7 protein-coding genes are annotated in these 15,797 nt (G+C 62.9%); 2 read left to right on the forward strand and 5 right to left on the reverse strand.

Annotated elements, in window-relative coordinates; all coding sequences use genetic code 11:
* Nucleotides 1-32 precede the first annotated feature (32 nt).
* The gene (gene rlmN / locus ACQZAB_RS09855; RefSeq protein WP_428389345.1) at nucleotides 33-1,181 is read right to left on the reverse strand and encodes a 23S rRNA (adenine(2503)-C(2))-methyltransferase RlmN; all 1,149 of its coding nucleotides are present in this window, start codon (nucleotides 1,179-1,181) and stop codon (nucleotides 33-35) included.
* 58 nt (nucleotides 1,182-1,239) lie between these two features.
* Here rlmN and ACQZAB_RS09860 point away from each other — a divergent pair, with 58 nt between their 5' ends.
* The gene (locus ACQZAB_RS09860; protein ID WP_428389346.1) at nucleotides 1,240-1,659 is read left to right on the forward strand and encodes a metallopeptidase family protein; all 420 of its coding nucleotides are present in this window, start codon (nucleotides 1,240-1,242) and stop codon (nucleotides 1,657-1,659) included.
* A 157-nt stretch (nucleotides 1,660-1,816) separates the two neighbouring features.
* The gene (locus ACQZAB_RS09865) at nucleotides 1,817-3,469 is read left to right on the forward strand and encodes a hypothetical protein (protein ID WP_428389347.1); all 1,653 of its coding nucleotides are present in this window, start codon (nucleotides 1,817-1,819) and stop codon (nucleotides 3,467-3,469) included.
* A gap of 249 nt (nucleotides 3,470-3,718) precedes the next feature.
* Here ACQZAB_RS09865 and polA read toward each other — a convergent pair whose 3' ends face one another.
* From polA to ACQZAB_RS09885, 4 genes are all read right to left on the reverse strand, one after another.
* Nucleotides 3,719-6,628, reverse strand: coding sequence for a DNA polymerase I (gene polA, locus ACQZAB_RS09870; RefSeq protein WP_428389348.1), 2,910 nt, complete (start codon nucleotides 6,626-6,628; stop codon nucleotides 3,719-3,721).
* Nucleotides 6,629-6,683: 55 nt separating this feature from the next.
* Nucleotides 6,684-9,773: a phosphoribosylformylglycinamidine synthase subunit PurS gene (locus ACQZAB_RS09875; RefSeq protein WP_428389349.1), complete on the reverse strand. Its 3,090-nt coding sequence runs from the start codon at nucleotides 9,771-9,773 to the stop codon at nucleotides 6,684-6,686.
* A gap of 278 nt (nucleotides 9,774-10,051) precedes the next feature.
* Complete coding sequence (locus tag ACQZAB_RS09880; protein WP_428389350.1) at nucleotides 10,052-13,015, reverse strand: hypothetical protein; 2,964 nt, start codon at nucleotides 13,013-13,015, stop codon at nucleotides 10,052-10,054.
* 141 nt (nucleotides 13,016-13,156) lie between these two features.
* Nucleotides 13,157-15,451 (reverse strand): hypothetical protein, encoded by a 2,295-nt coding sequence (locus ACQZAB_RS09885; protein ID WP_428389351.1) that lies wholly within the window; start codon nucleotides 15,449-15,451, stop codon nucleotides 13,157-13,159.
* Between the last annotated feature and the right edge of the window lie 346 nt (nucleotides 15,452-15,797).

Below are 15,797 nucleotides of genomic sequence, written 5' to 3' on the forward strand. Positions count from 1 at the left end.
ACCCCATCAAACCCGTAAACCGAAAACCACCCTTACCCCTTCCCCGCCGCCTCATACTTCAGCTGCCCGCACGCCGCCGCAATGTCCCGCCCCCGCGACGCCCGGATGTGCACGTTCAACCCCGCCTCACGCAGCACCCGCTGAAACCCCAGCACATCACCCTTCTCAGGCCGTTCATAAGGCAGGCTCTCCACCTCGTTGTACCGGATCAGATTCACGTTGCTCCGCAGCCGCTTTGCCACCCGCGCCAACTCCCGCGCATGCTCCTGCCGATCATTCACCCCACCCAGCAGGATGTACTCAAGCGTCACCTCCCGCCCCGTCTTCTCAAAGAAAAACCGACCCGCCTCAATCAGCTGATCCACCGTCACATACTCCGCCCACGGAATCAACTCCCGCCGCAACGCATCATTTGGCGCATGCAGGCTGATCGCCAGCGTGATCGGCAGATCCAAAGCCGCCAACCGACGAATCTGCGCCGGCAACCCCACCGTCGACACCGTGATCCGCCGTGCCCCGATCCCCAACCCCCACTCCGCACTAAGCGTCCGAATCGCCCCCGTCACCGCCGGCAGATTCGCGAGCGGCTCCCCCATCCCCATAAACACCACGTTGCTGATCCGACCCACCCCAGGCAGCACACCCAGCCGCCAAACCTGCTCCACGATCTGACCCGTTGTCAGATTCCCCTCCAGCCCCTCCATCCCCGACGCACAAAACCGACACCCCACCGGACACCCCGCCTGCGACGAAATACACGCCGTCTTCCGCATCCCCCCACCCTCATTCTCCGACGGAATCATCACGCACTCCGTCTGCAACCCCCCACCCCCACTTCCAGCCACCGGCAGCGACAACGAACCACCCACCTCAGCAACCTCTGCATCCATGCGGGGGGCACTGGGTGGGGCAGTAGGGGGGGACCACTCAACTAATAGCTTCTGCACCCCATCCGTCGCCCGCTGATGCCGTACCAGCATCCCCCGCTCAAACACCAGCTTCCGACCCAGCACTTCCCGATCCCCCTTCCCCAGATCCGTCATCGCCGGCAGATTAGACACACCCTTCCCATACACCCACCCCAGCACCTGCTTCGCCCGATACCCCGGCAGCCCCCACGCCACAAAACGCTCCGCAAGCGACTCAGGCGTCTCACCAAACACATGCACCAACTCAGACATCCAGCAGTTCCTCAAGCAACCCCGGAAACCGGCCCGGCCGGGCGGTACGCTAAGCCCCATGCAACGAGTCACCCAGACCATGCGCGACCGCTTCGACCGAATCCTCGATCATATCCTCGACGGCCTCCCCGAACACATCCTCGCCCGCCTCGACGAAATCCCCCTCATCGTCGAAGACGAACCCGACCCCGACCTCCTCGCCGAACTCGACATGGAACCCGACGACGAACTCTTTGGCCTCCACTCAGGCATCGGCCTCACCGAACGCTCCATCGAAGACGACATGGTCCTCCCCGACCAGATCCACCTCTTCCGCGGGCCCATCATCCGCCACGCCCTCGAACTCAAAGACGCCGACAACCCCAAAGACCGCCAGAAAGCCCGACTCGACACCCAGATCCGCATCACCCTCCTCCATGAAATAGGACACCACTACGGCCTCGACGAAGACGACCTCGACCGCCTCGGCTACGCCTGATCACCCACCAGCCCCCACACAAGCCCGGTCGCGACGCGACCGGGTATCACCACGCTTCCTTCAAGCAGAGTGTGCTTAACAATATGACCCACACCCGGTGAGCCGGGCCGTGTCGGCCCGGGCCAAAACCCCACCACCCCCAGCTATCATGCCCCACATGCTCAAACTCGCCACCATCCTCGACAACCCAGGCGAACCACCCGTCCAGACCCGCTACCGAGACCCCAACGAACTCGCACAACTCGGCTACAACGGCACCGTGCTCTACGAAACCACAGCCCTCTCAGGCGTCCCATCACCCGACGCCATCAAAGACCCCGAAATACGAAGCTGGCTCAACCAGACCTGGTCCAAACTCGACCAGCAGATCGAAGCCAACACCCACGCCGGACTCCAAACCTACCTCTTCTACGACCTCCTCACCCTCGCCGCCGACACCGTCGAAGGCAACGCCTCCAACCTCTGCTGCCGAGGACACGCCGACACCCTCTGCCCCGCCAGCAACGAAGCCTGGGACCGCATCACCCACGCACTCAACGCCCTCATCGAACGCTACCCAAACATCGCTGGCATCGTCCTACGCTTCGGCGACAACGACGCCCAGCGACTCCCCCACCTCCTCGGTAACGATCTCTACACCCCCCACTGCTCACGCTGCGCCGACGCCACCCCCGCCGACCGCATCGTCCACGCCGCCGAACGCTGCTACAACGTCATCACCAATAAACACAACAAGACCACCATCCTCCGCGCCTGGAACGTCCGACCCAACGGACTCCACGACACCGCCGAACTCGCCGCCGCCGTCGTCCCCCGACTCCCCCAGGCCAACGACAACAAGCTCATCCTCTCCTTCAAGTTCACCCAGACCGACTTCTGGCGCTACCAGGCATGGAACCCCGCCTCACTCGCCTGCGGGGCCGTCCCCATCCTCTACGAACTCCAGTGCCAAAGAGAGTTCGAAGCCAAAGGCGCCACCCCCAACGCCCAGACCGCCCTCTGGCGCGACGGCTACCCCGAAACCCAAAACCCCAACCAGCCCCAGGGACTCGCCCAGGTCGCTCAACGCATCCCCCTCGCCGGCCTCTGGGCCTGGGTCCGAGGCGGCGGTTGGGGCGGACCCTTCATCAAAGACGAAACCTGGATCGACGCCAACGCCTACGCCGTACCCAAACTCGCCGACCAACCCGACGCAGACCCCCACCAACTCGCCCTCGACTGGGCCACTCAGCGACTCGACCTCAAAGATAGCGACCCCCTCATCCCCATCCTCGCCGACATCCTCAACCGCTCCCCCGAGATGATCCGCCAGGCCTTTTACATCGGCCCCTTCGCCCGACTCAAACCCTCACCCTGGCACCCCAACGCCGACTGGATCGAAGACGATGCCATCGACGCCCAGGCCGCTTGGCGACTCATCCAGCGACTCCCCCTCACCGACCTCGACGCCGTCCTCGACGAAAAAACCGCCGCCGCCGACACCGCCTCAAAACTCCTCGCACAGCTCAAGGAAGCCCTACGCGACCGCGACCACCAAACCATCGAACCCCTCCTCGGCTCACTCGTCTACACCGAATCCCTCATCGAAACCATCCGCGACCTCTTCGCCGGACTCATCGCCTACCGACGCTACAACCACTCGAAATCCCCCAAGGACGCCGAAGCCACCCGCAAAGCCCTCTACCACGCCCAGAGCCACTGGAACCACCATACCCAACGCCTCAACGCCTACCGACAAATCCCCACACCCTTCCGCGAAACCGGCTTCTGGGACCTCACCCAGGAAATCCTCACCAACCTCCACCAGTAAGCCCGGTCGCCGAGTGCCACACCTTGTCCCAAAGGGCAAGGTGTGCCCGACCCCCAACAACCACCCCATCCTAAGCCCGGTCGCGACGCGACCGCGGTCTTCACACATCAGCCCGGTCGCGACGCGACCCCGGCCGTCCGGGTGCCACGACCCTTCAGGGTCGTGCCCGATCACCAACAACCTGCCTGCGTTCGAGCCGCGGTGTGTCACCGCGGCTATGCCCCATCTGTCCAAAACGCGACCACGCTGCTACTTCGCCTCAAACCAATCCCTCCCCATCCCAACCTCCACCTCCAACGGCACCCGCATCGCAATCGCTCCCTCCATCTCCTCACGCATCACCCCCGCCGCCCGATCCACCAAACCCTCATCCACCTCCACCACCAATTCATCATGAATCTGCAGCAGCATCCGCGCCCCAAACGCCTCCGCCGCCAACCGCCGATGCAGCCGCACCATCGCCAGCTTGATCAGATCCGCCGCCGACCCCTGCACCACACTGTTGATCGCAAGCCGCTCACCCAGCGCCCGCACATTCGGCTGCCTCGCCTCAATCTGCGGGATCGCCCGCCGCCGCCCCAGAATCGTCGACACATACCCCTGCGCCTTCGCCTGATCCACACACGCAGCCAGAAACCGATCGATCCCCGCAAACCGCTCCTTGTACGCATCAATCAGCGCCTGCGCCGACGTCCGATCCAGATCCCCGATCCGCCGCGCCAACCCGAACGCCGTGATCCCGTAAATGATCCCGAAGTTGATCGTTTTGGCATGACCTCTCTGCTCAGCCGTGACACCTTCCGGCGAAACGCCGAACACCTCCGCCGCCACCGCCCGGTGAATATCCTCACCCCCCTTGAACGCCTCGATCAGCGCCGGGTCCTCCGACAGATGCGCCAGCACCCGCAGCTCGATCTGCGAGTAGTCCGCCACCACCAGCACCTTCCCGGGCTCCGCCACGAACGCCCGCCGAACCTCACGACCCACCGCCGTCCGAATCGGGATGTTCTGCAGATTCGGATCACTCGACGACAACCGACCCGTCGCCGCCCCCGTTTGATTGAACGTCGCATGCACCCGCCCCGTCTCCGCATCGATCGCTTCCTTTAGCGAAACCAGATACGTCCCCACAAGCTTCGTCAGCATCCGATACTCACTCAGCAGCGCCGGCACCTCCGCCGCCGGACCCGTCAGATCCTCCCGCTCCGCCAACCGCTCCAACACCTCCGCATCCGTCGACGGCCCCGTCTTCGTCCGCTTCACCACCGGCAGCTTCAACTGTGTGAACAACACCTCCCCCAACTGCTTAGGCGAGTCCAGATTAAACGGCACCGTCGCCCCCGCCTGCTCCGCCTTCTCCAAAGTCAGATCCCGCAGCTCGACAATCCGCTTCTCCAACATCTCCCGCTGACGATCCAGCTCCCCCGCATCCACCCGAATCCCCGCCTCCTCCATGTCCGCCAGCACCTCGACCAAAGGCGTCTCCACATCCGCCATCAGCCCAGCCATCGACCGCTCATCCACCTCACCTTTCAGCTTCTCGTAAAGCCGCAAGGTGATATCCGCATCCTCCGCCGAATAGACGGCCACCCGATCCAAAGGCACCTGATCCATCGTCTTCTGCGCCGCATCCGACTTCCGCCGCGGCTTCGGCCCAATCAACTCCTCAATCGGAATCATCCGATGTCCCAGCATCGATAGCGCCAGATCATCCAGCTTCAACCCCGGCGCCCCCGTCAACGCCGCCGCAATCATCGTGTCGAAGCAAACCCCTCCCACCTCAAAACCCGCCCGCCGCAGCACATGCAGATCAAACTTGAAGTGATGCCCCACCTTTCGAATCGAAGCATCCGCCATCACCCCCCGCAAACCCTCCAGCACCTCTTCCTTCGAAAGAACCGGATCGCCCTCAGGCGGCGGAGGGGCCATCGTCGGAACATACACACCGCTCCCCGCCTCCCAACTCAGACACACCCCGCACATCTCCGCCTTCCACCCCAGCCCCGTTGTCTCCGTATCCACCGCCAGCACCCGATCCGTCCCCGCCAGCTTCTCAATCTCCTTCACCACCTCCGCCAGCCGCTCTGCCGTCGTCACCGCCTCATACTGATCCGACGACGCCGTCGAATAAGCATCCACCTCCACCGTCTCCGCCAATTCCCCACCAAACAGCGCCCCCTGATTCGGATCCGCCGCCGCCTTCCGCTTCGACGCCCCACCCGCCTTCGCCGCCGGTTCCTCTTCCACCGTCCCACCCTCACCCCGCTCGCGCATCAGCCGCTTCAGATCCTCCGCATGCCGATTGAACCCCAGCTCCCGAAACCGCGTCGCCAACGTCTCCTCATCAATCGACCCCAGCTTCATCCGCTCCAGTCCGAAATCCAGATCCACATCATCCTTCAACGTCACCAACCGACGAGCCACGTCAAAAAACGGAATCGCCGCCTCGATCTTCTCCCGCCGCTTCCCCTTCACCTCGTCTAACCGCTCCACCAGCGCCGCCACGCTCCCAAACTCCTCCAGCAGCTTCGCCGCCGTCTTGTTCCCGATCCCCGCCACCCCCGGCACGTTGTCCACCGTATCCCCCGTCAACACCTGCAGATCAATCGCCTGCTCAGGCGTGATCCCCTTCTTCTCCTTCAGATAGTCCAGATCAATCGTTGTGTCCGTATGAATGTCATACATCGACACCCGATCGCTCAGCAGTTGCTCCAGATCCTTATCCTTCGACACCAGCATCACCCGCGCACCCGCATACGCCGGATCCGCCACAATCCGCCGCGCAAGCGTCGCCATGATGTCGTCCGCCTCCGCCCCCACCTGACCCAGCACCGGAATCCCAAACAGCTCCGTCAATTCCAGTATGCGCGGGATCTGCGCCGGCAATTCCTCAGGCGGCTCGCTCCGCGTCCCCTTGTAATCCGGATAAAGCTCATGCCGAAACGTATCCCCCTTGCTGTCTACCGCCATCACCACATGCGTCGGCGAACACTGCAGAAACAGCTTCAACAACATCCCCACAAAACCAAACGTCGCGTTCGTCGGCTCACCCGTCACAGGCGACGTCATCGCCCCCCGTATCGCGAAAAACGACCGAAAAATCTGCGCATGACCATCAATCAGATACACCGTCTCAACCGACTCACGTGCTTCACTCATCGCCCGAGTATAGATCCAACCCAGCCGTAGGAATGATCACAACAAGCCCCAACCCCTACCAATCCAACGTCCCCAACCAAATCCCCTTAAGCACCCCCATCTCCCGCTCTACCAACCCCTCCACCACGAACCGCTCCGACGCCCTCAGCCGCCCAACCACACAAGCCTCCACCCCCGCCGCCACAAACAACGCCAGCACCTCCTCCACCCGCGCCTCCTCCACCTCCAGCACATACCGCGACGCCCCCTCCCCAAACAACGCCGCCGCCCAGGGCAACTCACCCAGTCCCGAGAGATCCAGCTCAACCCCCAACCCACCCCCCATCGCCATCTCAAACGCAGCCACCGCCAACCCGCCATCCGACACATCATGCGCCGACCGCACCAACCCCCGGCCAATCACCTCCGCCACCGCCTTCGCCGCCAACGGACCCGCATCCAGATCCACCTTCGGCACCGCGCCCTTCAAGCCCGCCAGCTCCGCCAGATGACTCCCACCCAGCTCCGCCGACAATGGACCCGCCTGAATCAGCACGTTCCCCGCCGCCTTCCCATCACTGGTTAGACACCGGCTCGCATCATCCACCATCCCCATCGCCGTGATCAGCATCGTCGACGGAATCGTGATCACCCGCCCGTCATCCGTCGTCAGCTGGTTGTGAAGCGAGTCCTTCCCCGACACAAAAGGCGTCCGGTACGCCATCGCCCCGTGATAGCACGCCGCCGCCGCCCGCGCCAACGAAGCCATCGACGCCGGATCATCACACGACGGCCAGCAGAAATTATCCAGAATCGCCACCCGACTCGGATCCGCCCCCACACAAACCACATTCCGCACCGCCTCATCAATCGCCGCCAGCACCGCGTAATACGCATCCCCATCCGTCGACGTTCCCCGCTCCAAAGACTTCTCCGACAGCTCAGGCGACAACCCGCACCCCAGCGCTACCGCCTTCCGACTCCCCGCCTTCGGCCGCACCACCGAAGCATCCGACGGCCCCTCGCCCGCCACACCCACCAACGGCTTCACCACCGTCCCCGCCTGAACCTCATGGTCATACTGCCGCACAATCCAGTGCTTCGACGCAATCGTCGGATGACCCAGCAACCCCTCCAACAACGCCCCGGCTTGTTCGCGATCCACCTCAACCGCTTCGGCCTCCGCCACACGCTCCTCCGCATGCGCCACCCGATGCGTTCTAGGCAACCCATCGTGCATGAACCGCATGTCCAGCCGCCCGACCTCATGACCCTCATACCGCAGCACCAGCTCAGGACGCTCCGCCTCCCCCTCACCAAACACCCCCAGATCACACCAGTCCGCACCCTCCGCCTCGCATAACGCCCCAAACGCTTCCACATCCGCCGCCGGCACCGACAGCACCATCCGCTCCTGCGCCTCGCTGATCCACACCTCCGTGTAACTCAAACCCTCGTACTTAAGCGGGGCCCTCTCCAACTCAACCCTCGCCCCGACCTTCTCCGCCATCTCTCCGATCGCCGAGGAAAATCCGCCCGCCCCACAATCCGTGATCGCGCTGTACAGACAACGCCTCTCACCCGTCGCCGGATCCACCCAGTCCCGCGCTGCCACGATCGCATCCATCAGCTTCTTCTGCGTGATCGGGTTCCCGATCTGCACCGCATGCGAAAACTCCTCCGCATGGCCCTCCGTCAACTCCGCCGACGAAAACGTCGCCCCATGAATCCCATCCCGACCCGTTGCCCCACCCACCGCGATGATCCGATCGCCAACCCTAGGCGTACCCTCCACCCGATCCAACGGGATCAACCCCACACATCCCGCAAACACCAACGGATTCCCGACGTAATCCCTGTCAAACGCCACCGCGCCATTCACCGTCGGGATCCCCATCCGATTCCCATAATCCCGCACCCCCTCCACCACCCGACGCAGCACCCGCTCCGGCGCAATCACCCCGGACGGCACTTCATAGCTGTAGGTACCTGAGTCGCTGGGCGGGGGGGCGACACAAAACACATTGGTGTTCGCGATCGGCCGCGCCGCCAGACCCGTCCCGATGATGTCCCGGATACACCCGCCGATCCCCGTCGCCGCACCCCCGTAAGGCTCCAGCGCCGAAGGATGGTTATGCGTTTCTACCTTGATGCACACCCCATCCGTCTCGTCAAACTTCACGATGCCCGAGTTGTCGTGGAACACACTCACGCACCAGTCCCCGATCCCCTCATCCTCCATCAACTCAAACGTCGCCGCCGCCACCGAGTACTTCAGCAGATTCGGCACCACCACCGCGTCCCCCTCCACCTCAGCCCCAGGCAGCGCAGCCAGCCATTCCCTGCCAAACCCCGTGTAACGCACCGCGCTCTTAAGCGTCTTGTGCACACAATGCTCACTCCACGTCTGTGCCAGCGTCTCCAATTCGATGTCCGTCGGCTCCCGATCCAGCCCCGCAAAGTGAGCCTGAATCGTCCGCATCTCCTCCAGACTCAAAAACAGATGCCGCTCCCGCGACAACACCTTCAGCGCCTCATCATCCAACCCCGACAACCCCACCCGACCCAGCTCTAAGGCATAAGCCTTCCCCAAAGCCAAGGTGGGGGGGTGCTCCTCCGCCAGAACCACCCGCTCGATCACCGGGTTCGCCACCGACCGCTCCGCCGCCGCCACCAGCGACGCCTCATCAGGCGATCCACCCGCCCCAAACGCCAGATCAATCCGACGCCCAGTCCGCACCCGCACCGCCTCCAACCCCACCCCCAGCCGCTCCGCAATCGCCCCCCGAGCCGTCTCCGCCGCCGGGTCCATCACCCCAGGCAGATCATGCACCTCCACCCGCACTCCATCCCCGAACCCAAACCCATCCGCACCCCCAGCCGATCCCCCGGCACCATCCCCAGAACCCGCAGAACCAATGCCTCCGCCACCTTCGCAAAGCACCGCCACCTGATCCACAGGATCCGCCAGCAGTGCCTCCGCCACCCCCTTCACCCCCGCCTCATCCAGATCAGCCTCCACCAGATACACCCGCGCCTCCCGCACCCCCGACACCGCCCGCCCAACCCCCGCCAACCCCTCCACCAACGCATGCAGATCCCCAGTCACCCCCGCCGGATCCCCACTCGCCAACCGGTCCCAAACCTCAATCCGGTACACCGCCATCACTAGCTCCTACCACGACAACCTCGCCGCAGAAGCACACCATACCACCCCCCACAAACACCCATCTCCCTCCCTTGGGCACCCACCCCCCCATGAGCCCGGTCGCGACGCGACCGGGAGCCACGCCTGGTCCCTAAGACCAAGGTCGGTCCGACCACAAGTAATCATGGGTGGCTGTGGTCAGCTCTGCTGGCCACAGAACCAGGAACCACCCCACCCCTTTCACGCACCTAAGGCACGAGCAATGGGACAATCACCACCAAGCCCTGATTACGCCCTCAGCCTCTCCGCCGCCGAAGCCCCAACACCCCCAACCCCAACAACACCCCCACCCCAGGTTCCGGCACAGCATCCGTCGCCCCAAAATTCCCCGCCAAAAGCGACAAATCAATCAGATCCACCAACCCATCCCCATTCAGATCACCCTCGCCACGCAACTTCCCCTCACCCCCGAAGTGCGTCGCCAGGATCGACAGGTCAATCAGATCCACCGTCCCCGACAGGTCCACGTCACCCATCATCGGCAGCACCCGGAACCGCAGGTACTCCAGCGCATCCACGTTCCCATCCCCATTCCCCCCCGGCACCTGACTCACCAGCGACCCACCGTCCGCCGTCTCAAACGCCACCGCCGCCAGATACACAAACTCCGGGATCTCGCCGAACGAAGCCAGCAGATCCACCACCCCCTCGAGCACACCCGATCCATTACCCGATGCGATCAACAGCGCCCCATCCAGATCGAACCAGCCCGAATACCCGTTGTCGTTCTCATCCGCCAGGAACCCGTCCCACGACGCAACCTGGCCAGACTTGCCCCACATCGCATCCTGCAAACCACCAGGCGACAGCGAGATCAGCAAAAACACATCCTCACCCTCACCCGCATCATCCGTCGCCAGATACAACTGCCCATCAACCACCCGGGCATACAACGCCCGCCCGCCCTCACTCGCGATGCTCTCCACGCCCGCATCCAGCAGACCATCCATCTCAAACGACGGCCCACCCCCGCCGCTGCCACCGGTCACATCGAAGTGCCAGTCCGCACCCCCGTTGTTATCCCAAACTCCAGCCCCGTTGTTGAACACCACATCCAACTGACTCACCGCCGGATTCACCAGCAGATCAACCGACCAGACCTCCTCCACCGGGTCCCAATCCATCAGCACGTCAGGCGACGTCAACGCCCACCCATCAAACCCATAATGCACAAACACATCCGAAGCACCCCCCAACGGCCCGCCACTCGGGTCGTAAAAAAGCGACACCAGATCGCCCGCCGCAGGCGTCTCCGGATCCACCCACACCCGATCCACACCCGCCGTGGCACCCGCACCCACATACACATGCTGGATATCCGTCCGCGTCAGATTGCCCAGCCCATCCTCCGCTTCCACGTAGTAATCCAACAACACATCCTCGAAGCCTTCGAGCATCGCCGCGTAACGATCCGCCCGATACGTCGCCGGAAGTATCCCAGCCGGTGGCGTCGGCATCGCCTCGCCCAGCATCGGGAACGTCAACCACTCACCCACCTCATCGCCGCCCGCAAACGTCTCGTTCTGGATCGAATCCAGCGGATTAAAACCATCCCCATCCACACGCACCTTCAGATCCACCCGGGTCAGCCCACTCACGTCATAAGCCAGCGTCCAGATCTCAAAGTCACTCGGCTCCGCACCCGGACCCCACTCCATCCCACCCGGGTTATACGACTCACGCTGCGGGACAAACACCGTCGGCGGGGTCGTCTCCTCACCCACACCACCCGCTAGCACCTGATCCGCATACCAGGCAGCCTCGTTACTCCCAAGCGTCACGTTGCTGTCCCAAACCTCGGTCCCATCCCAGTACCAATGGTCCGAAGCCTGCGCCTGCAAAAGCGTGTGCCAGGCCCGCTCCGTCGCACTCCCCGTCCCGTTGATGATGTGATCCAGGCTCGCCGCCGGCACCTTGTCATCCGCCGTGTACACACGGTTCTTCGCCGCCGTCAGCACCGCCCACGAGTTCCGATCCGGGCTCCACCCGTCCGGCCCCGGATCACCCAGCCACTTCTTGAACTCCGGATCACCATTGTCCGCACCCGCCCACGAGCCATTCGCGATATGCACCACGTCATCCGCAGGCACCGGATACTTATCCAGATAATCCTGAATCGTGCTGACGTTGTAATTCGGATTAGACGACACCCAGTTCACCATGTTCTGGAAGTTGCCGTTGTAGTAAGCCTCCGACCCACCTCCGAAGTTGTCCCCGTCGTGATGCAGCACCGCGAACATCGGCCGATCCGGATCGGTGTTGTAAGGCCGCAGCTGATCAAACACATGCTCGTACTGCAGCGCCCCGAAACCACCCCGCCCATCCTCATTCCCCTCATACCGCGCCGCCGGCACCGCCACGATCTGGCTGATCGCACCCGTCGCCGGATCCACGTGCTGCACGTGATGAGGCGTATACGCAAACGGAGCCCCCACCCGACTCGGCGCCCACAACCCGTTGAGTTGCACCCACGCACCCCCATCCGCCGTGATGTCCGGATTCACCTGATCCGCCCGGTTCGGCGCATACAGGTTCGACGCATTCGTATGCGGATACCCGATCGTCGCCCGCTCGATATGGATGCTGTCAACGATCGCCCACTCGATCCCCTCCGCCTTCAACGCCGGAATGATCCGCGTCGAGAACGCCGTCTCAGGCGGGAAAATCCCCTTCGAAAACGGCACACTCGATCCCCACGTCTGCTGATGAATGTGCTTCTGCAACCGCACCTGCATCCGGATATCCCGCTCATCCAGAAGCGGCATCAACGGGTGATTGAACCCGAAGTTCACCAGGTCCAGACGCGCATTCCCCTCCGCCGTCTGCCAACCCGCCGCCTGCCGATACGCACCCTCCCAGTTGTTCCACTGCCCATACCCCGCACCCTCCAGCTCGTTCAGGTTCCGGATCAGCGACCCCGAAAACGACACCGACGCCCCCAGATTCGGCTGCCCCAGACCCGCCTGGATCGCGTTCCTCGGCCACGCCGTATAAGGCCCCAACCGCGTGTTGTGCACCTCCGCGATGCTGAACGAAAAATCCCCCGACCCCTCCGTCTCCAGCAAGCTCTGCCCCGGCCGGTACGTCGGCTGATGCATGTGCCACAGAAACCCGATCTGAAACGGCTCCGCCGCCAAACCAGCCGAACCCATCAAACCCACCAAAGCCGCCGTAGCACCCAAATTGAACCGGTTAACCATGCTGATACTCATCTAAAACAACGAAGATCCCAGAAACCTACCCGACCACCCGGAAAAGGCCAACCGCCACCAACAAAAAAAAGCAGGCAGCCCCTCCCCAGGACCGCCTGCCCACAACCAAAGTAAGCGAAAGCAAACGACTTACGCAACCCGACGCCGAAGCACCCCCGCCGCCCCCAACCCCAGCAAAACCGCTCCCGACGGCTCAGGCAGCATCCCCAGATCCGTCCCGAAATTCGTCGCCAAAAGCGACAAATCAATCAGATCCACCACATCATCCCCGTTGAAGTTCGCATCCGTCCACGTCCCACCCTCCTCAAAGTTCGACGCGAGGATCGACAGGTCCACCAGGTCCACATCCCCATCCAGGTCCGCATCCCCGGGCAGGGCCACGATCGCCCACACCGCGTCCTCCGGATACACCACCGCCAACGCAAAGTCCGAAGCCACCACCTGACCGACCACTTCATCAAATTCGCCCACCCGACTCAGCCCATCGATCAACGGGATCACCGTCCCGTACGTCAGAAACCCAGCCCCAGGCACCTGCAACTCAAGCACCCCCGCCACCTCCACCTCACCCTGAACAAACAAACGATCAAACGCATTCTCACCCGATCCAAAAACCTGCATCTTCAGAACAGCATCCGCCTCCTGCACAAAGCCCGCAGTCGACACCTGCCCCACCCCGCTACCAACCCGCATCACGCCCTCGTTCTCCAGCGACGAATCCCCAAAATCCATCCCAGGCTCGATCACCATCTCGCCATCCACACCGTTGACCAGCGTCCCCCCGCCGATGAAATTAGCACCCGCCATAACCTCCGTCTTACCCTGCATCCGCAGCCGCGTGAACGCAGAACGCCACGAGGTCAGGCTCCCTCCCAGAAAGTTGAAATCCGCCGTGATCTGCGAGTTGAATGACGGAAACAGATCACCCGTCAGATCCACCTCCGAGCCCGCCAGCCGCGTCACAAAGCCCAACTGATTCCCAATCAGCGCAAGCTCACCATCCATCCGCCACGAGTCCGACGGATCCGACAGATTGATCGTCGCCCGCGACGACAAGCCCCCACCAATCTCGATCCGACCATCAAACTTCTGGTCAAGCACATCAATCCGATCCGCGTTGACCACGAATTCGCTCGTGACAACCCACTCGGTGATGCTGAAGCCGTCCATATCAATGACCCCCGCGTCGATCGTCGTCGGCAGCAACACCGCTGCGTCATCCAGTTGCAGAACCGCACCTCCAGAAAAAGTGGCGTCCCCCTGCCAACTCGTGACATCATGAAAGGCCACACGATTCTCAAACTCGCTCGAGAACGCCTCCATGTTGAACTGCCCACCGGAGATGGTCGTCGGCCCATCAAACGTCAGACGAGCCCCCTCCGCCAGGCTGTATGTTCCGCCCCGAATGTCTGCTTCGCCATCAAACTCCAGATCATCATCAATCCCCACGTTCAGGAACACCCCGGGCTCGATCACCGCATCAGCCGTGACCACCGCTCGGCCATCATTGCCCGTCACCTCAAGCGTCCCACCCTCCAGGGTCCACAGACCCCCGGCAATCTCCGCCGGATCAGCACTCGAGCCCCCACCTGTCACCCGCACCAGCGAACCGCTGCCCGTCGTCCACCCATTCGTCAGATTCATGTCCAGTAACGACCCACGCGTCAACCGGATCTCACCGTTGAACCAGTCCCAAAGCCCGGTACCGTTCACAGTCACCTTCCCCGCCTCGCCGCTCCCGTTCGAGACATTCGCGAAAATCTCCCCCTGACCCGAAACACCATCCAAGTCGATCAGACCCGTACCCAACTGCGTAATCGTCAGGCCCTCGGGCCGCGCCGTGATCGCACCATCATTGATGAGGCTCCTGCTCCCGTTACCACGCAACCTGATCAGACCCTTCCCGCCAACCCCAGACGTTGATTTCACATCCAGAAGCACATCCACCTCCAGCAGCCCCAACTCATCCCCAATCGGGTTCCCGATGCTCACCGAGGCCTCGTCCTCAATCACCAGCACATCCGTATCCAGACCCGGCAAACCCCCAGCCACCGGCCGCACCTGAATCCGCGACGGCCACACCGTGTTGTTGATCGGCCCGTTCTCGCCCGACACCGTCGTCGTCCCCGACACCAACAGCCGATGCCCATCCGTATTAAGCGCGATCCCATCCGTGATCGTCAGGCTCGCCACCGTGTCATCCACATCTAGCGTCACAAACTGATTCTCAACCCCCGCCAGATTGCCAATAAACACGTCATCCCCACTCAGCGGCAAACCAAAAGGCGTCCAGTTCCCCGCCTCGCCCCAAACGTCACTTACCGAGCCATCGAAGCTCTTGACCGCACCACCCGCCGACGCCCCCATCGCACCCGCCAGATAAGCACTCACCAACACACCACAACGCAGACCCGAAGACTTCATCACAATCCCTCTCTCACAATCAACCAGTTCAGAACAGTCGAGCTTCTCTCACGGCGGCACACGCTCAAGCCCCGATGCGTGGCACCCTGTCTACGCCAACCCGACCCGGCCCTTGTGCCATCCTGCCCATCTGATCTAAAAAGCAAGCTGGGATAAACCCCTAGACCCTTCCGCGTGCGCACCGATCGCGACCCACCGCCCCAACACCACCCCACCCACCCACGCCCAAACCGTGCGCCACGCATAGGCCAACCCATGCGCGACCCCTCCCACCCCGCGCCGCAAACGTGCGCGCCAAAACCCCTCAAAACCGCCTCAAAACGAACCCGAAACGACAAAAACCGCC

This window comes from Mucisphaera sp. (assembly GCF_965279675.1).
In the GTDB taxonomy this organism is placed as follows: domain Bacteria; phylum Planctomycetota; class Phycisphaerae; order Phycisphaerales; family Phycisphaeraceae; genus Mucisphaera.